The sequence below is a fragment of the Streptomyces sp. NPDC059895 genome, from assembly GCF_042731035.1.
Classification (GTDB): domain Bacteria; phylum Actinomycetota; class Actinomycetes; order Streptomycetales; family Streptomycetaceae; genus Streptomyces.
The window spans coordinates 50,580-72,392 of record NZ_JBHWKO010000008.1 but is presented as its reverse complement, the minus strand read 5'-3'; the positions used below and the strand labels follow the sequence as shown (position 1 = coordinate 72,392).

The following is a 21,813-nucleotide window of genomic DNA, read 5'->3' as shown; positions in this document are numbered from 1 at the left end:
CCCGCCGGTGGGTGCGGCCCAGCATTCCGGCGGTGCGGGCCGCCCCCCGCGCCGCCCACCGGGCCCCGCGGCCCGGCCGGGGGGGGCCCGCGGCCCCGCCGGGCGGCCGCGCCGGGCGGGACGGCGACCGGGGCGGGGTCAGTCCAGGTCGATGCGCTGCCCGGGGCCGCCGGTGCCCTCGTCGCCCTCGGGACGCTCACGCGGGTCCCCGGCCTGGTCGTGGGCGGGATCGCGGGCCGGGTCCTGGGCGCGGGCCGTCCAGCGCGTCTCCTGGTGCCGGACGGCGGACCGGTAGGCGGCGAGCAGTTCGCCGCCGGCCTTGGCGAGGTGGTCGAAGACGTCCGGGTTGCGTTCCACGACGGGTTCGACGGCCGCCTTGGCCTGCTGGACGACCTGGCGCACCACCTGCTGGGCGGCGGGCCCGGCGACCGCGCCGAGCAGGGGGGAGGACGGGAGGCCGGCGAGCTTGTCGGCCACGGTGTCGACGAACTTGCGCAGTTCCTCGGCGGCGGAGCCGGGAGGCGGGCCGGACCGGCCCTGGCGGCGGGCCTTCTCCGCCGCGAGGTCCTCGGCGCAGGCGGTGGCCCAGGCGTCGGCGTCGGTGGCGCGCGGCTCCTCGACGACAGCCTCGTGCTCTCCCCCGCTCTCGGCTTCGCTCGAGCGGGGGGACCCCCATGCGTCGCGCGGGGGGAGCTCTTCGCTCATGACGGACTCCTGACTACGGTTCGTCTCTCCGACGGTACCCGAACGGCGGTACGGCGTTCACCGGGTCCGCGGCCACAGCCCGGGATCCGGTGCGAACCGGACGCGCAGTTCGCCCTCGCGCAGGCCGGCGCCGTCGACGGTGCAGCGGCGCAGGGCGGAGGGCAGGGCGACGATCCGGCGGAACGGACCGACGGTGACGACGAGTTCGTCGCCGCGCCGGACGAGGTCGAGGTCGTCGCGTATGGCGCCGGGCAGGGGGATGCGCCACACGAGCACACCGTCGTCGGCCAGCCGGTCGGACACCGGCCACTCGACGGGGGAGGACTCCGGGTCGGCGCCGGGGACGGCGAGCGCGGCGAGGTCGTCGCCGCCGCGGGGGTCGCGGCCGAGGTGGGCGACGGGCCGGGCGTCGTCCCACTCCCCCAGGAACTTCCGCTGCTGGGCCACGAGCCCGGCGAGGAGGCCGCCGTCGTCGGCCGCCTCCGGCAGGACGCGGTTGGCGACGAGGGACTCGACGGACAGACCGCGCAGGGCGAGGCCGAGGCGCGCGTCGCGCACGGCGTCGTCACCGGCCGGTCCCGGCTCGGCGACGAGGCGTACGGCGGTCCGCCGGTCGGCGAGGACGGCCTGTACGGCGGCCAGCTCCAGGTCCCAGCGGGCGGTCGTCTCGTACAGCCACTCGGCGGGCATGGGGACGCCGGCGAGGCGTCCGAGGACGGGGCGCAGGGCGCGGGCGGCCTGCCGCTCCGGAGGGAGGAGGCGGCGCAGGTAGCGGCGGAGTTCCTCGGGGAGGGCGAGGAGGGCGAGGGCCTGCGGGGTGGGCGGCAGGTCGACGACGAGGAGGTCGTGGGACTCGGAGAGGGCGGCGTCGCGCAGCGCGCGCAGCAGGGTCAGCTGCTCCGCGCCGGGCAGCGGGGTGACCTCCTCCGGGTCCAGCCGGGAGGCGCCGAGCAGGTCGAGGACGGTGGAGGCGCGGTCCTGGAAGCCGGCGAGGTCGTCGCGGAAGCCGGCGGCGGCGTCGGGGCGCCAGGCGGTGAGGGTGGGCGTGACCCGTACCGGGGCGGCCCCCGTCGGCACGCCGAGCGCGGCACCCAGGGTGTCGGCGCGGTCGGCGCCGAGCACGAGGGTCTTGACGCCGGCACCGGCCGCCCCGAGTGCGGTGGCCGCGGCAACGGTCGTACGGCCACTGCCGCCGGGGCCGGTGATCAGGAGGGTGCGCATGAGGGTGAACGGTAACGGACACCGAGGTGGCGGCCCGCTCACCGGCCGGCGCCGGCCGCACCTGCGCGACACCGGCGCGGGGGCGGCGGCCACGGCGACGCCCGCGCCGGCGCCGGCGCCGGGGCGGCATACCCGGGTAGGACCCGATCCGGCACCGGGGCGGCAGCCCGGCGACGCCCGCGTCCGCGCCGGGTGCCGTGCTACCGGCCCGACTCCACCCGCTTCTTCAGTCCCGCCAGCGCGCGGTCGATGATGACCTTCTCGGCCTTGCGCTTGATCATGCCGAGCATGGGGATCTTGACGTCCACCGTCAGCCGGTAGGTGACCTCGGTGGCGCCGCCGCCCGCCGGCGCGAGGAGGTACGAGCCGTCCAGCGACCGCAGCATCTGGGACTTCACCAGCGTCCAGGACACCTCGCGCTCCCCGCTCCAGGTGTACGCCAGCGTCTGGTCGTCCTTGATCGCGCCGGCGTCCATGACCAGCCGTACCTGCTCGGCGCGGCCGGCGCTGTCGGTCCCGAGGACCTCCGCCTCCTTCACCTCGCCGGTCCAGTCCGGGTAGCGGGCGAAGTCGGCGATGACGGCCATGACATCGGCCGGTGCCGCATCGATCGTGATGCTCGAGCTGGTGTGTTCCGCCATCGCCGTGGCTCCTCACAGATGCGGGCCGGTAGGGAGAGATCACCCGTGCGCCGGCGTGCGCACGTGTGTGCAGCGTGAAGGCTATCGCGCACCCGACCGGCCTCCTTCACCCCGTGGCGCGCGCCCGCGGGACACCGGCACTCACCACTCCAGCGCCCAGGGCTTCCCGGTCCCCGCGAAGTGGCCCACGTTCACGCATTCGGTCGCCCCGATGCGCATCCGCCGCACCAGCGGCTGGTGGACGTGGCCGAAGAGCGAGTACCGGGGGCGGGTGCGGCGGATCGCGTCCAGCAGCGCCCGGCTGCCGCGTTCGAAGCGGCGCGCGACGGTGTCGTAGACGAGTTCCGGCACCTCGGGCGGGATGTGCGTGCAGAGCACGTCCACCTCGCCCACCGCCTCGATCTTCGCCGCGTACTCCTCGTCGTCGATCTCGTACGGCGTGCGCATCGGCGTGCGCAGGCCGCCGCCCACGAAGCCGAAGACCCGGCCCCCGATCTCCACCCGCTCCCCGTCCAGCACGGTCGTCCCGGGCCGGGCGTACTCCGGCCACAGCGGCGGCATGTCGACGTTGCCGTAGGTGGCGTACGTGGGGGTCGGGAACGCCGCGAACATCTCGGCGTACTGTCCCCGCACCGCCCGCTCGATCACCGCCGCCCGGTCGCCGCCGATCCCCGCCCACAGCCGCGCCCCCAGTTCCCGGGCCTCCTCGAAGCGGCGGGCCGTGCGCAGCGCGACGATCCGGTCGGCGTTCTCCACGCCGAAGAGGTCGGGGAAGATGCCGCGCGAGTGGTCGGCGTAGTCGAGGAAGAGGACGAGGTCCCCGAGGCAGATCAGGGCGTCCGCGCCGTCGCCCGCCCGGGCCAGGTCGCGCGCGTTGCCGTGGACGTCACTGACCACGTGGACACGCGTCCTGTGGTTCGCGGAGGGTGTGGATGCCATGGCGATCAAGGGTAGGGGTGTGGGGCAAACGTGAACAGTGACAGCCGGACCTGCGGTTACTGGCCAGTCAGTAACGGGATGAACTACTGTGCGCGGGAAAAAGCAATCTGTGTGACGCAGCGAACATCTCGCCGGGACCCCCTGTCGAAGAAGCCATACCGGCGGGTAACGTCCGGGCAGTCCAGTCGTGCTCAGGAATTCAACCAGTGGCCCGCAGCCCTTGGCGACCCCCGAGCATTCGCCCGAGCCTTGGACCGCACCGTCGCATCGCACAACGTCGTGGCGTCGGCGCCCTAAGAGGAGCAGCAGTCTTGCGCGAGTTCAGCCTTCCGGCTTTGTACGAGGTCCCTGCGGACGGCAATCTGACCGACATCGTCCGCAGAAACGCCGCGCAGCACCCTGACGTCGCCGTCATCGCGCGCAAGGCGGGCGGCGCCTGGCAGGACGTGACCGCCACCGCCTTCCTGGCCGAGGTGCACGCCGCCGCCAAGGGCCTCATCACCTCCGGTGTCCAGCCGGGCGACCGCGTCGGCCTGATGTCGCGCACGCGGTACGAGTGGACGCTGCTGGACTTCGCGATCTGGTGCGCGGGCGCCGTCACCGTGCCGGTGTACGAGACCAGCTCGCCGGAGCAGGTGCGGTGGATCCTCTCCGACTCGGGCGCCACCGCCTGTCTCGTCGAGCTGGACACCCACGCCGCGGCCGTGGAGTCGGTGCGCGACGCCCTGCCCGCCCTGAAACACGTCTGGCAGATCGAGGGCGGGGGCGTGGCGGAGCTCGGGCGGCTCGGCCAGGGCGTCTCCGACGAGGCGGTCGAGGAGCGCAGCTCGCGCGCCAAGGCCGACGACCCGGCCACCATCGTCTACACCTCCGGCACGACCGGCCGCCCCAAGGGCTGCGTGCTCACCCACCGCAGCTTCTTCGCCGAGTGCGGCAACGTGGTGGAGCGGCTGCGTCCGCTGTTCCGCACCGGGGAGTGCAGCGTCCTGCTCTTCCTGCCCCTCGCGCACGTCTTCGGCCGGCTGGTGCAGATCGCCCCGATGATGGCGCCGATCAAGCTGGGCATGGTCCCGGACATCAAGAACCTCACCGACGAACTGGCGTCCTTCCGGCCGACGCTGATCCTCGGTGTGCCGCGCGTCTTCGAGAAGGTCTACAACGGGGCGCGCGCCAAGGCGCAGGCCGACGGCAAGGGCGCGATCTTCGACAAGGCGGCGGACACCGCGATCGCGTACAGCAGGGCGCGGGACACCCCGTCGGGCCCGTCCCTCGGGCTGAGGATCAAGCACAAGGTCTTCGACGTGCTCGTCTACAGCAAGCTGCGCACGGTCCTCGGCGGCCGCGGCGAGTACGCGATCTCCGGCGGCGCCCCGCTGGGCGAGCGCCTGGGCCACTTCTTCCGCGGCATCGGCTTCACCGTCCTGGAGGGCTACGGCCTGACGGAGTCCTGCGCGGCGACCGCCTTCAACCCGTGGGACCGGCAGAAGATCGGCACGGTCGGCCAGCCGCTGCCGGGCTCGGTCGTGCGCATCGCCGACGACGGCGAGGTGCTGCTGCACGGCGAGCACCTGTTCCAGGAGTACTGGAACAACCCCGGCGCGACCGCCGAGGCGCTGGCCGACGGCTGGTTCCACACCGGTGACATCGGCACCCTCGACGAGGACGGCTACCTGAGCATCACCGGCCGCAAGAAGGAGATCATCGTCACCGCGGGCGGCAAGAACGTCGCCCCGGCCGTGATCGAGGACCGTATCCGCTCGCACGCCCTGGTCGCGGAGTGCATGGTGGTGGGCGACGGGCGGCCGTTCGTGGGCGCGCTGGTCACCATCGACGAGGAGTTCCTGGGCCGTTGGGCCTCCGACCACGGCAAGCCGGCCGGTTCCACCGCGGCGTCGCTGCGCGAGGACCCCGATCTGCTCGCGGCGATCCAGGCGGCGATCGACGACGGCAACGCCGCGGTGTCGAAGGCGGAGTCGGTGCGGAAGTTCCGCGTCCTCTCCTCCCAGTTCACCGAGGACTCGGGGCATCTCACCCCCTCGCTCAAGCTCAAGCGCAACGTCGTGGCGAAGGACTACGCGGCCGAGATCGAGGCCATCTACGCCAAGTAGCAGGGTTCCTGACGGAGCATCAGGGCGCGGGTCCGCGGCACGGGCCCGCGCCCTCGTCCGTTCCGGCCGGCCGGCCGGCCGTGCTGGCGCCGGGCGTCGAACGGCCGCGCGGGAAGGACGTGGAGCCCGTCGTGTTGACACCGAGGGGCCCGCGGCCGGGCCGAACGCGGCGCGCACGGCACACCGGGGGGCCGGGTGGTTCGGGGTCCGGTGGTCCGGGGTCCGGTGGTCCGGGGGCCCGTGGCCCGGAGGCCCGTGGCCCGGAGGCCCGTGGCCCAAAGGCCCGGTCGCGGGCCGCGGCGGCTCTTCGCGGGCCAGTTCCCCGCGCCCCGGCGGCGCGCGCTCTACAGCAGTTCCTCGAGCCTCTCCGCCAGCAGGTCCCAGCGCCAGCGCTCCTCCACCCACTGCCGCCCCCGCTCCCCCATCCGGCGGCGCAGTTCGGCGTCGCCGAGGAGGACGACGATCCGCTCGGCGGCCTCCTGCGGTGAGCCGCCCCGCACCACCCAGCCGGTCTCGCCGTCCAGCACGGCGTCGGGGGCACCGCCGGAGTCGCCGGCCACGACGGGCAGCCCGGTCGCGGAGGCCTCCAGGTAGACGATCCCGAGGCCCTCGACGTCGAGCCCGCCCCGGCGGGTGCGGCACGGCATGGCGAAGACGTCACCGGCGCCGTAGTGCGCGGGCAGCTCCGACCAGGGCACGGACCCGGTGAACCGCACGGAGCCGGCCACCCCCGTCTCCCGCGCCAGCCGGCGCAGTTCCTTCTCGTACGGCCCGCCGCCGACGATCAGCAGGACGGCGTCCGGCTCGGCGGCCAGGATGTGGGGCATGGCCCGGATCAGCGTGTCCTGGCCCTTGCGCGGCACCAGCCGCGAGACGCACACCACCACCGGCCGGTCGGTGAGGCCGAGCCGGGAGCGCACCTCGTCCCCGCCGGAGTCCGGGTGGAAGGTCTTCTCGTCGACGCCGGGCGGCAGCTGCACCATCCGCGCGGCCGCCCCGGCGCTCAGCGCGGTCGCGATCCGCGCCCGCGTGTACTCGCCGAGGTAGGTGATCGTGTCGGTGGAGTCGCCGATCCGCCCCAGCAGCTGCCGGGCGGCGGGCAGCTGCGCCCACCCGGCCTCGTGCCCGTGCGTGGTGGCCACCAGCCGTTCGGCGCCGGCCCTGCGCAGTGCGGGCGCCATCAGCCCGAGGGGGGCCGCCGCGCCGAACCACACCGCCGTGCAGCCGTGTTCGCGCAGCAGCCCGACCGCCCGCCGGGTCGCCGCCGGTGTGGGCAGCAGCATCGTCGTCCGGTCACGGACGACGGTGAAGGGCTGCTCGGCGTCGAAGGCCGCCGTCGCCTCGGCGCCCTCCCGGCCGCGCTTCCAGGTGGAGGCGTAGACGACGAGCCGCTCGGGGTCGAGGCGCAGCGCCATGTTGTGCAGGAACGCCTGGATGCCGCCGGGGCGGGGCGGGAAGTCGTTCGTCACGATCAGGGTCTTGTGCATCGCCGCCGACCTTATCCAACCCGTGTTCACAGGTGCGCCCGGCCGGGTTTGACGGCCTGCGCACAGCCGGGCGGGAGATCATGTCGCCGACATGACCCGACCATGAGGACGAACAGGGGCGGACGTGGAGTTCATGGACGGCAGGCGCCCCCCGACGAGCCCGGCCGGGTTGCTGGCCGTCTGGGGCGCGACCCGGTTCGTGCTGCTGCTCTGGGTGTTCAAGGTGGTCGTCTTCCCCGGCCCCGACGTCACCAGCGACGTGTCCGTCATCTATCAGGGCTGGTACGGCGTCCTGAGCGGCGGAACGTTCCCGCAGGGCGACGTCACCTGGCAGTACCCGCCCGCCGCCGCCCTGGCGATCCTGTCGCCCGCCCTGCTGCCGTTCCTGGACTACGCCTCGGCCTTCTTCGTGCTGGCCTTCCTCGCCGACCTGGCCGTCCTCACGCTGCTGCTGTACACGGGCCTGCGTCCCGGCCGGTCGGCGCGCGGCGTCTGGCTGTGGGTGGTGGGCCTGCCGCTGCTCGGCCCGACGGTCTACTCCCGCTACGACGTGATGGTGACCGCGGTCGCGGTGGCCGCGCTGGTCGCCGGGGCCCGCCACCCGCGGGCGATGGGTGCGCTGGCCGGCTTCGGCGCGCTGCTGAAGGTGTGGCCGGCGCTGCTCCTCGTCGGTGCGGTGCGGCGGCGGGCGTGGGCCGCGGCGGCGGCGGGCGCGGCCGCCCTGTCCGCTCTGTTCGCGGCGGTGATGCCGGGCGCCTTCGACTTCCTCACGTTCCAGCGGGACCGGGGCACCGAGGTGGAGTCGCTGGGCGCGCTCGTCCTCCATCTGGCCCGGCAGTCGGGCTGGCAGGGCCAGGTGCTGCTCCACTACGGCTCGGTGGAGTTCCTCGGCCCGTGGGTGGACACGGTGAGCGACGCGGCCCTGGGGCTCGCCGCGCTGGCCTTCGGCTGGCTGCTGGTGTGGCGGCTGCGGGCCCGGCGGTTCGCGTCGCACACGCTCGCCGACGCCGCCCTCACCGCCGTCCTGCTGTTCACCGTCACCAGCCGGGTGATCAGCCCCCAGTACATGGTGTGGCTGGTCGGTCTGGCGGCCGTCTGCCTGTGCTTCCGGGGCACCCGCATGGGCCTGCCGGCCGCGCTGGTGCTGGCCGCGACGCCGGTGACGGTCCTGGAGTTCCCCGTCTGGTTCGCGCACGTCGTCGCGAGCGACACCCTCGGCGTCACCCTCCTGTTCCTGCGCAACGGTCTCCTGGTGGCGGCCGCGGTCACCGCCGCCGTACGGCTGTGGCGCTCCACCGTGCCCCGCCGGGGCGCCCCGGCCCCCTCCCCCGCCCACACCGCCCGCGCCGCCCACACCGACGGCACCCCGGTCTCCTCCTGACGTCCGGCCCGCGGCGGCGCGCCCGCTCGTGTGCCGCCGCCGCGGCGGTCCGGCCCGGTCGTCTGTCCGCCGCCGCGGCGGGCCGCCTGTGCGCCGCGGCGGCCCGGCGGGCAGCCGGGCAGCCGAGGTCGCGCGGCCGACGCGGGGGCCCGGCGGTTCAGCCCAGTTCGTCGTGCAGGTACTGCCGCCACGCGGCGGTGAAGTCCTCGATCGTCGTCCCCAGCACGCTCTCCAGCGCGCCCTCGACCGCCCCGTCCCGCTCCCCGTGCGCCCCGACGGCCCGGTAGAACGCCTCCAGCCGCTCCTCGCCCCACCGGCCGGCGATCATGCGGCAGGCCAGCCAGCCGCCCTCGTACGCCCGCGCCAGCCGGTCCGCGTCCCCGGCGAAGCCGAAGTCGTCGTCGGCGGGCAGGTCCTCGGGCGTCTCCCCCGCGGCGAGGGCGCCGGCGAGTTCGGGGGCGACCTGCCGCGGGGTGCGTCCGGTGCCGCGGTAGCCGACCCAGTCGGCGTAGCCCTCGGAGAGCCACAGCGGGGTGGCGGCGTCGGTGTGGGCGCGGGTGGCGACATGGGTGGTCTCGTGGGTGAGCACGACCTGCCGCCCGAGCGGGCCCAGCGAGCCGTACGCGTCCGGGTTGACGACGATCCGGTCCGCGGGCGCCGGGCCGGCGCCGCCCGTCTCGGCCGTGGTGACCGCGGCGATCCCCCGGTAGGAGGAGGCGGGCGAGCCGAGCAGCGCCGCCATGGCGTCCAGCGACCCGGGGACGAGCAGGACGACGCCGCGCGCCCAGTCCGTGCCCCAGGCCCGCGAGACGGCGGGGACCGCGCGGTCGGCCAGGTCGGCGAAGTCCCGCAGCCGGGCGCCGGACTGTCCGACGCCCAGCACCAGGCTGTGCGCGCCCCGGACGACCATCACCGTGCCCTGGTCCCAGAGCTGTTCGCCGGCCTTCTCGGCGGGCCGCTCGGAGGTGACGGTCCAGCGTCCGTCCGCGTCGCGGGCGAGGCGCACGCTGCGGCCGGCGGTGACCGGGGCCCTGTCGTGACCGGTGAGGCGGTAGCTGAGCTCGGCGTCGGCGGTGGCGGTGTCGCCGTCGCGGTGCACGGCGGTCACCCGGTAGGACCAGCCGGCCAGTGGCACGGCCCGCAGCCGGGCGTATCCGGCGCGGTGGCCGGTGGCGGCGTAGGCGTCCGCGTCGTGGGCCAGTACGGCGGCGGCCCGCCGGTCGAGCATCCGCTGCACGTCGGACCGGACGCCGTCCGTCGCGGGCCGTCCCCCGCACCCCACGAGCAGCACCAGCAGGAGCACCGGGGACAGCAGCGCCCGCCACAGCCCCACGTCCCGGGATCCGCGCGCCCGCCTTCGACCAGCCATTCTCCCGATCGTACGGGGACCCGTCCGGGGCGGAACCCGGCCGAGGAGCCCGTCAGGGCCGCGTCACCGCCGACACGGGCATCATCCCGACCGGGTCGTAGCGCACCGGCGCGCCCGGATAGGGGGCGTGGATGACCTGGCCGTTGCCGGCGTACATGCCGACGTGGCCGGCGTCGGAGCGGTAGGTGACGATGTCTCCGGGCCGGGCCTGGGAGAGCGGGACCTGCCGGCCGGCGTACGCCTGCGCCTGCGAGGTGCGCGGCAGGGCGACGCCGGCCTGCGCGTACGACCACTGCACCAGGCCCGAGCAGTCGAAGCCGGAGGGGCCGTTGGCGCCCCAGACGTACGGCCTGCCGAGCGCGGAGCGGGCGGCGGCCAGGGCGGCGGCCGCACGGCCCGAGGCGGGGGCGGCGCCACCGGGGCCGGGCAGGTCGGCGCGGCTGGAACGGGAGGCCCGGTCGTAGGCGGCGCGCGCCGCGGACGGCAGGGAGTTGAGCAGCTGCCGGGCCCTGGCGAGCTTCCCCTCGACGGTCCGCTTGTGCCGGGCGACGGCCTTGCGGCTCTTCTCCAGCTCGCCCAGCTGCCGGGACGCCTCGGCGCGCTCCTGGGCCAGGTCGCGCAGGGCGTCCTGGAGTTCCGAGAGTTCACCGGCCTGGTGGGCGGTGATCCGGTCGAGGACGGAGGCCCGGTCGAGGTAGTCCTCGGGGTCGTCGGAGAACAGCAGCGCGAGGGTCGGGTCGAGGCCGCCGGAGCGGTACTGCGCGCCGGCCAGCGAGCCGAGCCGCTCGCGCAGGCCGTTGACGCGCTGCTGCTGGCGGGCGATCCGGTCCTGGGAGTCGCCGACCTGCCGGCGCAGCGCCCCGGCCCGCTCGCCGGCCTCGTTGAAGGCCTCGGTGGCCTTCTCGGCCTGCCGGTAGAGGCGGTCCACCTCGGCGCGGGTGTCGTCGAGCGGCGCGGCCTGGGCCGGTACGGCGGCGGACACGGCGCCGAGGAGGGCGGCCGTGGTGGACAGGGCGCACAGGGCACCCCGGTCGAACCCGGGCGGTGCAAGGCGGCGATGGGACCCCACGGGAAGCCGCGCTCCTTCCACTGACGGACGAGGAAACGCGGCAGACAGTAGCCCGGTGGCGGGGGGCCCTCCAAAGACCCGCGCGGCCACACACCGTGACGCCCCGCCTCTGACGCAGGTCATGGGCGGGGCGCGGGGTCAGTTCACGTGGTGGTGATTCGCCCGTTCGGGCGGCTCCGTGTCGTGATCTTGAGGGTGGTCAGATCCGGACGCCGAACTGGAACGGCATGTTGTTGATCGACTCGTAGCGCACCACGGTGCCGGTGCGCGGGGCGTGCAGCACCTGGCCGTTGCCCGCGTAGAAGCCGACGTGGTGCTGGTCGCTGTAGAAGATGACCAGGTCGCCGACCTTGAGGTCGGACTGGGAGTAGATACGCGTGCCCGCGTTGGCCTGGGCCTGCGAGGTGCGCGGGATGGAGACGCCGGCCTGGGCGTAGGCCCAGGAGGTCAGGCCCGAGCAGTCGAAGGAGGAGGGGCCGGTGGCGCCGTAGACGTACGGCGAGCCGATCTTGCTCTGGGCGGCCTGGAAGGCGGCGAGGGCGCGGCTGGAGGCGGACGCGGTGCTGCCGAGGTCGACGCGCTCGCTCGCGGAGCGGCTGGCGCGGGCGTCGGCGGCGGCCAGTTCGGCCTTCTCCTCGGCCGTCAGCGTGTTGAGGAGCTTCTGCGCCTCGGCCAGCTTGGCCTGGACTTCCTTCTTCTTCTTGCCCAGCTCGGTCCGGGTGGAGGCGAGGTCCTTGAGCTTGTCGGACGCCTCCGCGCGGTCCTGGGCCAGCTCGCGCTGCTTCTCCTGGATCTTCTTCAGCGCCTCGACCTGCTGGGCGCTGAGCTGGTCGGCGGTGGACGCCTTGTCCAGGTACTCGTCCGGGTCGGAGGAGAGGAAGAGCTGGAGGGAGGAGTCGATGCTGCCGGTGCGGTACTGGGCGGCGGCCGCGAGGCCGATGCTGTCGCGCAGCTCGTTGAGCTCTTCCTGGCCGCTGGCGACGTCGTCCTGGATGGTGGAGATCTCCTTCTGGAGGGTCTCCTGCTTCTCCTTGGCGCCGTTGTACTTCTCGGTGGCCTTCTCGGCCTCTTCGTAGAGCTTGTCGACCTTGGTCTTGACCTCGTCCTTCGTGAGCTTCTCGCTCGGGGCCGCGTTGGCGGCCTGCGAGCTCAGGACGACAGCGGCGGCGGCCGCGGTGGTCAGCACGGTCACACGTGCGCGGCTCGGCTGCTTGGGTCGACGGTGGGACGCCACGGAGGACGAGCTCCTTCTTGTGAGTGATCACTCGTGCGGAGGTTCGATGGCAGACCCTAGTGACCATCCTGTGATCAGTTCAAATCCTCGCACCAAAAAAGTCGGTGACGCAACGCATTCTTTACGGCCAACTCACGTGTGGTAATGCTCCATTGACGCTACGTTGCGTGACGATTCCAACAATTCGGGCATTGAACCTGTACGTTGACCATCAGGTCGGTATCAGGTCAGCCGCTTGAGGAGTACCGCAGATGCGACAGGCCGCGCCCCCGCCCGGGCCACCCCGTCGGCCACCTCGCGGTCGGTCGAGGCGACGATGACCGGACGGCCGGGCGGCTCGGCCCGCACCAGCTGGCGGATCAGCTCGTCGGCGGTGACGCCCGGCTTGGAGAACAGCACCCGCACCCCGCGCGGCGGCGCCAGCAGCACCGGCGCGGCCAGTTCGGCCCCGTCGAAGACGCAGGTGACCTCGGCGCCGGTCTGCGCGGCGAGCTGCGAGAGCTGCCCGAGCAGCCGCAGCCGCTGCTTCTCCAGTGGCATCTGCGGATAACCCGTTTTGGTGACGTTGTAACCGTCGACGACGAGGTGCGCCTGCGGCAGGGCGAGCAACTGGTCCAGGATCGCGGGGTCGCTCTCCGACAGCGCCCGGGCCGCGATGTCCTTCGGGGTCATCCGCCCGGGTTCCACGGCGTCGACGGTCTCCGCCGGCCGGACCGACACGGGCGGCAACGCCAGCTCCCTGCGCAGCCCCTGGGCCGCGTCCAGCACGGTGTCCAGCAGCAGCCGCACCCGCATGTCCTCGACGCTGCGCCCCTCCCGCGCCGCCCTGCGGGTGGCCTCCAGGGCGGCCTCCACCTCCCCGAGCCGCGCCTTCAGCCGCCGTGTCTCGCTCTCGGCGGCGGACACCTGCGCCTGCCCCTCGGTGCGTACCGCTTCTATCTCGCCCTGCACCTTGCGCAGCGCGGCCTCGCCGCGCTTGACGTCGCTGAGCGCCGAACGCAGCTTGCGGTGGAGCGAGTCGGCTTCCTTCTTCGCCGCCTCCAGCTCCGCCCGCAGCCGTTCGGTCTCGGCGCGGGTCTGCTCGCGGGCCTGGGAGAGCTGTTCGCGCAGCCGCTCCAGCTCCGCGCGGCTCTCCTCGCCGGCGCGCTCGGCGTCCGCCCGCTGCGCCTCCTCGCCGGCCGCGGTCACCAGCTTCACCCAGTCGACGGGCCGCAGTACGTAGGCCGCGGCCGCCACGTCGAGCGGGTCCGCGGCCGGGGGCGGCGAGCCGGAGTCGAGGGCACCGGCCAGTTCCGGCTGGGCCTCTCTGAACTTCTCGGCGATGCGCTGCCGGAACAGCGGGTCCGTCTCCAGCGCGGCCGCCATCGCGTTGCCCGCGAACTTCGCCCGCCGATTGGGGGCGAACCGGGCGTACTGCCGCAGCTGGGCGGGCAGTTCGGCGACGGTCAGCCCACCGAAGCCGTCCGAGACGATCTGGACGACCCGGCGGCGCACACCGTCGGGCAGCGGACGGTCGAGCACCTCAGCGGCGCCGTCGCCCGGCCCCCCGCCTGCGCTCTCCACCATCCGTCACACCCCAATTTCTGAGCCGGGTCCTCCCCCGCTCTCGACGTCGCTCGAGCGGGCGGACCCCCATCGTCAGGAGCCGGTGCCCGGCCTGTCCACGAGTTCCACCTGATCCACGGCGTTGCACCAACGGCACCGCACCGACTCGATGGTCTCACTGACCACCTCGCGCTCCTCGACCTTGGGCTCGCCGGCGAGATCGAGGTGGACGTACTCCACGACCTTCGACGAGCGCGTCACGTCGAACCGGGTGAGGTTGCCGCAGAGCGTGCAGCGCCACCGCGTCGTGGCGGTCGGCAGGGGAACCGTCATCGTGACCGTCCGCTTCTTCCTAGTGTCGGGCTTCCGGCGCCGGGGCGCGCCCAAGGGCTCCCCGGTCCGTGTGGCTCGTAACCCTACGGCCTGGCGGGTACTCGCCGCCCATCCGTCCACGGCGGCGAGGCGGCCTGTGGTAGTACGCCCCGTTACGTCATGCTCTGTACTCATGATCAGGGAGTGGACCGGCGCCGTCAGCCGGAGCGTGGGCAGAGCGGTCCGGCGGCCGGCGGCTCCGGTGACGTACGGACTGATCGTCCTGTGCTGTGTGATCTTCCTGATCGGCCCCGCCTCGGGCCTCAACGCGGCGTACGGCACCGCACAGGAGCTGCCGGCCGTCCAGCGCGCCTACTTCCGCCGGTGGGGGGTGATCCCGGCCGACCTGTTCGAGGGGTCCGCGCGCGCCGCCCTCACCCCCGCCACGGCCCTCTTCGTCCACGGCGGCTGGGTGCATCTGCTGGGCAACATGCTCTTCCTCTACGTCTTCGGGGCGATGACCGAGCACCGGATGGGCCGCCTCCGCTTCACCCTCTTCTACCTCGGCTGCGGCTACCTGGCCCTGCTCGGCTACGCCGCCGCGCACGCCGGCTCCGGGCAGTCCCTGGTCGGCGCCTCGGGGGCGATCTCCGCGGTGCTCGGCGCGTTCCTCCACCTCTTTCCCCGGGCGCGCGTCACCAGTCTCCTGCCGTTCCTGCTCTTCCTGCCGCTGCGCTTCCCGGCGTGGGTGGTGCTGCCCTTCTGGGCGGCCCTGCAGTGGCTGGCGGCGGGGCGGGCGGGCCCGGGGCCGGGCGTGGCCTACCTGGCCCACCTGCTGGGCTTCGGCCTGGGCTTCGGCTGCGCGTGGGCCGGGCGCAACGGGACGACTAGAGTGAAAGCCGCCCGAGCCCCGGCCCCCGAGGGAGAGAACCAGCCGTGATCACCGCGATCGTCCTGATCAAGACCAGCGTGGACCGGATCCCCGAGATCGCCGAGTCGATCGCCTCGCTGGAGTCCGTGAGCGAGGTCTTCTCCGTCACGGGGACCTACGACCTGATCGCCATGGTTCGGGTGCGGCAGCACGAGGAGCTCGCGGAGGTCATCCCGGGGCGGATCAGCAAGATCCCCGGCGTCGAGGCGACGGACACGCATGTCGCCTTTCGTACGTACTCGCAGCATGATCTCGAGGCTGCGTTCGCCATCGGGCTGGACTCTTAGCGCAGGAGCGCCTGGGGGGCGCGGAGCGTGTGCGCGACCACCGGTCGGTGGTGGCTGGTCGCGCCCACGCGGCGGAGCCGCATGTCGACACGGCCCCGCGCCCCTCAGGTCGCCGGCCCTGACGTCGGCCGCATCACACCGCCGGGACGCAGCGGCCGTCCTCCGTGCGGTACTGCCACTGGGCGCCGCTGCGGACCAGGTCCTTCACGGCGTTCACGAAACGCTCCACGTGCTCGTCCGGCGTTCCCGCACCGAAGCTGACCCGGATCGCGTTGAGGGACTTCTCGCCCGGCGCGGCCTCGGGGGCGCCGCACTCGCCCTGGCTGCGCGGATCACTGCCGAGGAGGGTGCGCACCAGGGGGTGGGCGCAGAAGAGGCCGTCGCGGACGCCGATGCCGTACTCGGCGGAGAGGGCGGCGGCGAAGTGAGAGCTGTTCCAGCCCTCGACGACGAAGGAGATCACGCCGACGCGGGGGGCGTCGTCGCCGAACAGGGACAGCACGCGCACCTCGGGCACCTCGGCCAGACCCGCCCGCACCTTCTCGATGAGGTACCGCTCCCGGGCGACCAGCGTGTCGAAGCCCGCCTCCGTCAGGGCCTTGCAGGCGGAGGCGATGGAGTAGGCGCCGATGACGTTCGGGGAGCCCGCCTCGTGCCGGGCGGCGCTCTCGTGCCACTCCACGTCCACTCCCCCGTCCTCGCGCCGGGTGACCTTGCGGCTGGCGCCGCCGCCGGCCAGGTACGGCTCGGCCGCGCGCAGCCAGTCGGCGCGGCCGGCCAGGACGCCGGAGCCGAACGGGGCGTACAGCTTGTGCCCGGAGAAGGCGACCCAGTCGACGTCGAGGTCGCGCACGGACACCGGGTGGTGGGGGGCCAGCTGGGCCGCGTCCAGGACGATGCGGGCGCCGTGGGCGTGGGCCGCGGCGGCCAGCTCGCGCACCGGCCACAGCTCGCCGGTGACGTTCGAGGCGCCGGTCACGCAGACCAGGGCCGGGCCGTACGGGTCGCGGTCGGCGAGGGCGCGCTCCAGGGTCTCGACGGCCTGGCGCGGGGTGCGCGGGGCGTCGAGGTAGGTGACCCGGGCGTCCTTCCAGGGCAGCAGCGAGGCGTGGTGCTCGGTCTCGAAGACGAAGACCTGGCAGTCGGCGGGGAGGGCGGCGGCGAGCAGGTTCAGGGAGTCCGTGGTGGAGCGGGTGAAGACCAGCTGGTCGTCGTCGCGGCAGTCGAGGAACTCCGCGACCGTCCGGCGGGCGTTCTCGAAGAGGTCCGTGGACAGCTGGGAGAGGTAGCCGGCGCCGCGGTGGACGCTGCCGTAGTACGGGGCGTAGGCCGCCACGTCGTCCCAGACCCGCTGGAGGGCGGGGGCGCTGGCCGCGTAGTCGAGCGCGGCGTAGGTGACCTCTCCGCCGGTGACGAGCGGCACGGTGACATCCCGGCCCAGAACGGGCAGCGGGGCACAAACGGACTGGGCGGAGGCAGCGGTGGAGACGGACATGGCGGAACTCCCGTGAGGACGCGTCGAACCGCCGTGCCGGACAGCGCGTCGACGGCACGGAGGGAAGAGAAAAAGGGGATGCGGAGGCGGGGCTCTGCGGCCCTATCGCATTCGCTTGCTCACGGAAGACTCCTCGACGACCAGGACCCCTGGTGACGCGAGGGGTCCGCGCTTGCCGTGGGCCTTGCTGCCCACGACCTGGTCTTCACCCGGGGCACCCCGCCACGGACGGAGGGTTGCCGGACAGTCGGCCGGGGCCTCATGACTGTCACTCATGACCTGGAGAGGAAAGTACGGGAAATGATCGCGGTCCCGCAACTCCTGTCCGGATCGCGGGACCGCTTCCTCGGCCGTGTCAGGCGTTGCTGGCCGCCACCCAGCGCTCCAGCACCCGCGCGGCCGCACCGGAGTCGACGGACAGCGCCGCCTTCTCCATGCCGGCGCGGATCTGCTCGGCCAGCGGCGCGTCCGTCGGCTCCAGCGCCATCAGCGCCGCCGCGGCGTTCAGCAGGACGGCGTCCCGCACCGGCCCCCGCTCGCCCTCCAGCAGCCGGCGCGCGACCCGCGCGTTGTAGGAGGGGTCGGCGCCCCGCAGCGCCTCGACGGACACCAGCTCGATGCCGACGTGCCGCGGGTCGAAGGTCTCCTCGGTCACCTTGCCGTCGCGGACGATCCACACCCGGGAGGTGGAGGTGGTCGTCAGCTCGTCGAAGCCGTCGTCGCCCCGGAACACCAGCGACGAGTGGCCGCGCTCGGCGAAGACGCCGGCGACGATCGGCGCCATGCGCGGGTCGGCGACCCCGACCGCCTGGGCGCGTACCCGGGCGGGGTTGGTGAGCGGGCCGAGGGCGTTGAACACCGTACGGACGCCCAGCTGCTTGCGGGCGGCGCCCGCGTGACGCAGCGCCGGGTGGAACTTGACCGCGAAGCAGAAGGTGATCCCGGCCTCCTCGGCCACCTCGGCCACCCGCTGCGGCGTCAGGTCCAGGTTGACGCCCAGCTGCTCCAGGACGTCCGAGGCCCCGGACGCGGAGGAGGCGGCCCGGTTGCCGTGCTTGACGACCTTCGCACCGGTGCCGGCGACGACGATCGACGCCATGGTGGAGATGTTCACCGTCTTCGCGCCGTCGCCGCCGGTGCCGACGATGTCGACGGTGGGACCGGGCACCTCGATCAGGTTGGCGTGCTCGTACATCGTGCGCACCAGACCGTTGATCTCCGCCACGGTCTCGCCCTTGGCCCGCAGCGCCACCACGAAGCCGGCGATCTGGGCGTCGGTCGCCTCACCGCGCATGATCAGGTCCATGGCCCAGGCGGTCTCCTCCGAGGAGAGGTCCCGGCCGTCCAGCAGACCGTTCAGCAGGACGGGCCAGGAACGGCCCGCCGCGGTGTCGCCTCCAGCGGGGGTCACAGCGCTCATAAGCCGCTCCTGGGTGTCATGGGGTCCCGCTCTGCCGGGACACGCGTCTCAACGGGTCCACCCTATCCAGCCACGAGGAACGGCGAAGGGCCCCGTCCGAACACCGGACGGGGCCCCTCAGCGGTTGCGTGGCGACGCAGTGATCAGTGGTGGCCGTGGCCGCTCGTGATCTCCCTGTACTCCTCGACGGTCGGCTTGGCGATCTGGCTCTCCTCGCCGTAGTACGCCTTGCTCAGCTTGGCGCGGACCTTCTCGGTGCCCTTCACCTTGCGCTCGACGCCGTTCTCGTCGACCGTCGGGCCGATCTCGGCCGGCGCGTACTGCTCGTGCGCGGTGAGCGTGTAGAGCTGCTCCTGGCTGAGCGGCTCGTGCACCTCGATGAACTCACCGTGCGGCAGGCGCTTGATGGTGCCGGTCTCACGACCGTGCAGCACCTTGTCCTTGTCGCGGCGCTGGAGGCCGAGGCAGATCCGCTTGGTCACGACGAAGGCGACGACCGGTCCGACGAAGAAGCCGATCCGGACGAACCAGGTGACCGCGTTGATCGACAGGTGGAAGTGGGTGGCGACGATGTCGTTGCCACCGCCGATCAGCATGATCATGTAGCCGGTGACCCAGGCGACACCGAAGGCCGTACGGGTCGGGGCGTTGCGCGGCCGGTCCAGGATGTGGTGCTCGCGCTTGTCGCCGGTGACCCAGGACTCGATGAACGGGTAGAGGGCGATCACACCGAGGAACAGACCGAAGAGCACCAGCGGGATGAACACACCGAGGACCAGCGTGTGACCCCAGAAGTTGATCTCCCAGCCCGGCATGGCGCGGACCAGACCCTCGGCGAAGCCCATGTACCAGTCGGGCTGGGCGCCGGTGGACACCTGGTCCGGACGGTACGGGCCCAGGGCCCAGATCGGGTTGACGGACGCGATGCCGGCGAGGGCCGCGATCAGACCGAAGACCAGGAAGAAGAAGCCTCCGGCCTTGGCCATGTAGACCGGCAGCAGCGGCATGCCGACGACGTTCTTGTTGGTCCGGCCGGGACCCGCGAACTGCGTGTGCTTGTGGTAGAAGACCAGGATCAGGTGGCCGACCACCAGACCGAGCATGATGCCCGGCAGCAGCAGGATGTGGATCGAGTAGAACCGCGCGACGAAGTCGCCGCCCGGGAACTCCCCGCCGAACAGGAACATCGAGATGTACGTGCCGACGATCGGCACGGACAGGATCGCGCCCTGGGTGAAGCGGACACCGGTGCCGGAGAGCAGGTCGTCCGGGAGCGAGTAGCCGGTGAACCCGGTGAACATGCCGAGGACGAACAGCAGGAAGCCGAACAGCCAGTTGATCTCACGCGGCTTGCGGAACGCGCCCGTGAAGAACACGCGCATCATGTGCACGAACATGCCGGCGAGGAAGATGATCGCCGCCCAGTGGTGGATCTGCCGGATGAGCAGACCACCGCGGACGTCGAAGGAGATCTCCAGCGTCGAGCTGAACGCCTCCGACATCAGCTGGCCCTGGAGCGGGACGTAGCTGCCGTGGTACTCCACCTCGTTCATCGACGGGTGGAAGAACAGCGTCAGGTACACACCCGTGAGGATGATGATGATGAAGCTGTACAGGCAGATCTCACCGAGCATGAAGGACCAGTGGTCCGGGAAGATCTTGCGCATGTTGGCCTTGGCCAGGGAGTAGATCCCCAGCCGGCCGTCGGCCCAGTCGGCGACCCGCTCGCCCGCGGGTGCCTTGCGGCGGTCGTCGTTGTTACTCATCCGCGCTCCCAGAAGGCAGGACCGACGGGCTCTTCGAAGTCGCCGAGCGCCTCGAGGTACCCCTCGTCGTTCACGCCGATGCGCAGCTGCGGAAGGGCGTGGCCGGCCGGGCCGAAGATCACTCGGGCACCGTCGGACAGGTCGAAGGTGGACTGGTGGCAGGGGCACAGCACGTGGTGCGTCTGCTGCTCGTAGAGCGAGATCGGGCAACCGACGTGGGTGCAGATCTTCGAGTACGCCACGATGCCCTCGTGCGACCACTCGAGCTCCTGCTTGTCCTTGATGTCGTCCGGCTCGATCCGGACGATCATCAGGGCGGCCTTGGCGATCTCGTTCTGGAAGTCGTGGTCGGTCTCCTCCAGGCCCTCCGGCTTGGCGAAGGTGAGGGAGCCGACCGCGACGTCCGAGGGACGCAGCGGCTCGTTGGTGTTCATGTTGACGAGCAGCTTGCCCTTGGACCACAGCGTGTGGCGCAGCTTGTCCTCGGGCAGCGGGCCGAGGTCGCGCAGCAGCACGACGCCGGAGAGCGGGAACAGGGCCAGCGCACCGAACATCGTGTTGCGGATCAGCTTGCGGCGGCCCAGCGCGGACTCCTGCGCGCCGTCCCTGAAGTCGGCCATGACCTTGGCCTTGACCTCGGGCGACGCCTCGATCGCGTGCCGCTCGTCGGCGACCTCCACGTCGGACATCAGGGTGCGGGCCCAGTGGACCGCGCCGGCACCGATGCAGAACAGGGCGGCGCCCAGCGTGAGGCCGAGCGCGAAGTTCAGCGCGTTGATGTGCCCGAGCGGGAAGATGTAGACCGACTCGTCGTGCGGGATCGCCACGTACGCGGCGATGAAGCCGACGGTGGCCAGCATCGACAGCGTGAACAGGAAGGCGACCGTGCGCTCGGACCGCTTGGCGGCCCGCTCGTCGATGTCCTGGATCCGGTGCTCGTGGGGCGGCATCCCCGGGTCGGCGAACGGGTGCTGCTCGTCCGCCACGTCCACCGCACCGTGCGCGCGGCCCTGCTCAGCGGGCAGGTTCTCTTCTGGAATGTCTTGGCTACTCATGACTTCTTGGCCTTTGCGGTCCGGGCGGCGACCCACACGGCGACGGCGATCAGTCCGCCGAGACCGAAGATCCAGCCGAACAGACCCTCGCTGACCGGCCCGAGGCCGCCCAGCTCGAGGCCGCCGGGGCTCTCCGTCTCATCACCGTTGACCGCGTTCAGGTACGCGATGATGTCCTTCTTGTTCTGCTCCGACAGCGTGGTGTCGGGGAAGGAGGGCATGTTCTGCGGGCCGGTCTGCATGGCCTCGTAGATGTGCTTCGGGTCCACGCCCTCGAGGGACGGCGCGAACTTGCCCTTGGTCAGGGCACCGCCCTTGCCGGTGAAGTTGTGGCACTGCGCGCAGTTGGTGCGGAACAGCTCACCGCCCTTGGCGATGTCCGCTCCCTCGTCGCCGTACTCGGACTCGGTCGGGATGGACGGGCCGGCGCCGAGCGAGGCGATGTACGCGGCGAGCTGGTCGATCTCGGCCTGCGTGTAGACGACCTTCTTCCGCGGGATCTGGGCCATCTGGGAGGTCGAGGCCGGCATGCGGCCGGTGCCGACCTGGAAGTCGACGGCCGCGGCGCCCACGCCCACGAGGCTGGGACCGTCGGAGGTGCCCTGACCGCCGGTGCCGTGGCAGCTGGCGCAGCCGACGGCGTAGAGCTTCTTGCCCTCGTCGATGGCGAGGGACTGGGCGGTTTCGTCTGCCTGCGCCTTGCTCGCGGGTGCGAACGCGGCGTACAGCCCCCCGGTGCATGCCAGCGCGAGGAGTAGGACGACGAGCGCCGCCATCGGATGGCGTCGTCGTGCGGAGAGCTTTTTCACGGATTACCCCGGTGTCAGGATCTTCTGCGTCGATGCTTC

At 72.7% G+C, this 21,813-nt stretch carries 19 protein-coding genes and 1 riboswitch; of the genes, 4 read left to right on the top strand and 15 right to left on the bottom strand.

Annotated features, from left to right (window positions below):
* Window positions 1-138 precede the first annotated feature (138 nt).
* The 4 genes from ACFV9M_RS12125 to ACFV9M_RS12110 form a co-directional block, all read right to left on the bottom strand.
* Window positions 139-705 carry a DUF5304 domain-containing protein gene (locus ACFV9M_RS12125; RefSeq protein ID WP_385102407.1) on the bottom strand — a complete coding sequence of 189 codons (567 nt, stop codon included), beginning with the start codon at window positions 703-705 and terminating at the stop codon, window positions 139-141.
* 57 nt (window positions 706-762) lie between these two features.
* Window positions 763-1,926, bottom strand: coding sequence for an ArsA family ATPase (locus ACFV9M_RS12120; RefSeq protein WP_385072447.1), 1,164 nt, complete (start codon window positions 1,924-1,926; stop codon window positions 763-765).
* Window positions 1,927-2,126: 200 nt separating this feature from the next.
* On the bottom strand, window positions 2,127-2,567 hold the full coding sequence (locus tag ACFV9M_RS12115; RefSeq protein ID WP_385072450.1) for an SRPBCC family protein: 441 nt from the start codon (window positions 2,565-2,567) through the stop codon (window positions 2,127-2,129).
* Window positions 2,568-2,708: 141 nt separating this feature from the next.
* Entirely contained in the window at window positions 2,709-3,464 is a 756-nt protein-coding gene (locus ACFV9M_RS12110; RefSeq protein ID WP_385072578.1) for a metallophosphoesterase, read from the bottom strand.
* A gap of 353 nt (window positions 3,465-3,817) precedes the next feature.
* On the opposite strand from ACFV9M_RS12110, the gene ACFV9M_RS12105 reads away from it, so the two are divergent.
* Window positions 3,818-5,614 (top strand): AMP-dependent synthetase/ligase, encoded by a 1,797-nt coding sequence (locus ACFV9M_RS12105; protein ID WP_385072452.1) that lies wholly within the window; start codon window positions 3,818-3,820, stop codon window positions 5,612-5,614.
* Between the two features lie 344 nt (window positions 5,615-5,958).
* Here the strand turns inward: ACFV9M_RS12105 and ACFV9M_RS12100 are convergent, their stop codons facing one another.
* Entirely contained in the window at window positions 5,959-7,101 is a 1,143-nt protein-coding gene (locus ACFV9M_RS12100) for a glycosyltransferase family 4 protein (protein WP_385072454.1), read from the bottom strand.
* A gap of 133 nt (window positions 7,102-7,234) precedes the next feature.
* Here ACFV9M_RS12100 and ACFV9M_RS12095 point away from each other — a divergent pair, with 133 nt between their 5' ends.
* On the top strand, window positions 7,235-8,482 hold the full coding sequence (locus ACFV9M_RS12095) for a glycosyltransferase 87 family protein (protein ID WP_385072457.1): 1,248 nt from the start codon (window positions 7,235-7,237) through the stop codon (window positions 8,480-8,482).
* 157 nt (window positions 8,483-8,639) lie between these two features.
* Here the strand turns inward: ACFV9M_RS12095 and ACFV9M_RS12090 are convergent, their stop codons facing one another.
* The 5 genes from ACFV9M_RS12090 to ACFV9M_RS12070 form a co-directional block, all read right to left on the bottom strand.
* Window positions 8,640-9,851: a hypothetical protein gene (locus tag ACFV9M_RS12090; protein ID WP_385072459.1), complete on the bottom strand. Its 1,212-nt coding sequence runs from the start codon at window positions 9,849-9,851 to the stop codon at window positions 8,640-8,642.
* 52 nt (window positions 9,852-9,903) lie between these two features.
* Complete coding sequence (locus tag ACFV9M_RS12085) at window positions 9,904-10,920, bottom strand: NlpC/P60 family protein (protein WP_385072462.1); 1,017 nt, start codon at window positions 10,918-10,920, stop codon at window positions 9,904-9,906.
* A gap of 199 nt (window positions 10,921-11,119) precedes the next feature.
* On the bottom strand, window positions 11,120-12,154 hold the full coding sequence (locus ACFV9M_RS12080) for an NlpC/P60 family protein (RefSeq protein ID WP_385072464.1): 1,035 nt from the start codon (window positions 12,152-12,154) through the stop codon (window positions 11,120-11,122).
* Between the two features lie 222 nt (window positions 12,155-12,376).
* Window positions 12,377-13,720 (bottom strand): NYN domain-containing protein, encoded by a 1,344-nt coding sequence (locus ACFV9M_RS12075; RefSeq protein ID WP_385072465.1) that lies wholly within the window; start codon window positions 13,718-13,720, stop codon window positions 12,377-12,379.
* 72 nt (window positions 13,721-13,792) lie between these two features.
* Window positions 13,793-14,032 (bottom strand): hypothetical protein, encoded by a 240-nt coding sequence (locus ACFV9M_RS12070; protein ID WP_385072468.1) that lies wholly within the window; start codon window positions 14,030-14,032, stop codon window positions 13,793-13,795.
* Between the two features lie 172 nt (window positions 14,033-14,204).
* Here ACFV9M_RS12070 and ACFV9M_RS12065 point away from each other — a divergent pair, with 172 nt between their 5' ends.
* Complete coding sequence (locus ACFV9M_RS12065; RefSeq protein ID WP_385072471.1) at window positions 14,205-14,951, top strand: rhomboid family intramembrane serine protease; 747 nt, start codon at window positions 14,205-14,207, stop codon at window positions 14,949-14,951.
* The gene (locus ACFV9M_RS12060; protein WP_385072474.1) at window positions 14,948-15,229 is read left to right on the top strand and encodes an Lrp/AsnC family transcriptional regulator; all 282 of its coding nucleotides are present in this window, start codon (window positions 14,948-14,950) and stop codon (window positions 15,227-15,229) included. Before ACFV9M_RS12065 ends, ACFV9M_RS12060 begins: the two co-directional genes overlap by 4 nt.
* Before the next feature lie 133 nt (window positions 15,230-15,362).
* Here the strand turns inward: ACFV9M_RS12060 and ACFV9M_RS12055 are convergent, their stop codons facing one another.
* The 5 genes from ACFV9M_RS12055 to ACFV9M_RS12035 all read right to left on the bottom strand — a co-directional run bounded on the left by ACFV9M_RS12055 (window position 15,363) and on the right by ACFV9M_RS12035 (window position 21,774).
* A complete protein-coding gene (locus ACFV9M_RS12055) occupies window positions 15,363-16,724 on the bottom strand; it encodes an aminotransferase class V-fold PLP-dependent enzyme (RefSeq protein ID WP_385072476.1) in 1,362 nt (453 codons plus the stop codon).
* Window positions 16,725-16,887: 163 nt separating this feature from the next.
* Window positions 16,888-17,004: riboswitch (SAM riboswitch) on the bottom strand.
* A 75-nt stretch (window positions 17,005-17,079) separates the two neighbouring features.
* Window positions 17,080-18,144: an anthranilate phosphoribosyltransferase gene (trpD, locus tag ACFV9M_RS12050; RefSeq protein WP_385072479.1), complete on the bottom strand. Its 1,065-nt coding sequence runs from the start codon at window positions 18,142-18,144 to the stop codon at window positions 17,080-17,082.
* Window positions 18,145-18,287: 143 nt separating this feature from the next.
* A complete protein-coding gene (locus ACFV9M_RS12045) occupies window positions 18,288-19,910 on the bottom strand; it encodes a cytochrome bc complex cytochrome b subunit (protein ID WP_385072481.1) in 1,623 nt (540 codons plus the stop codon).
* Entirely contained in the window at window positions 19,907-20,965 is a 1,059-nt protein-coding gene (locus ACFV9M_RS12040; RefSeq protein ID WP_385072484.1) for a Rieske 2Fe-2S domain-containing protein, read from the bottom strand. Before ACFV9M_RS12040 ends, ACFV9M_RS12045 begins: the two co-directional genes overlap by 4 nt.
* Window positions 20,962-21,774 carry a c-type cytochrome gene (locus tag ACFV9M_RS12035; RefSeq protein WP_385072487.1) on the bottom strand — a complete coding sequence of 271 codons (813 nt, stop codon included), beginning with the start codon at window positions 21,772-21,774 and terminating at the stop codon, window positions 20,962-20,964. Before ACFV9M_RS12035 ends, ACFV9M_RS12040 begins: the two co-directional genes overlap by 4 nt.
* Window positions 21,775-21,813 lie beyond the last annotated feature (39 nt).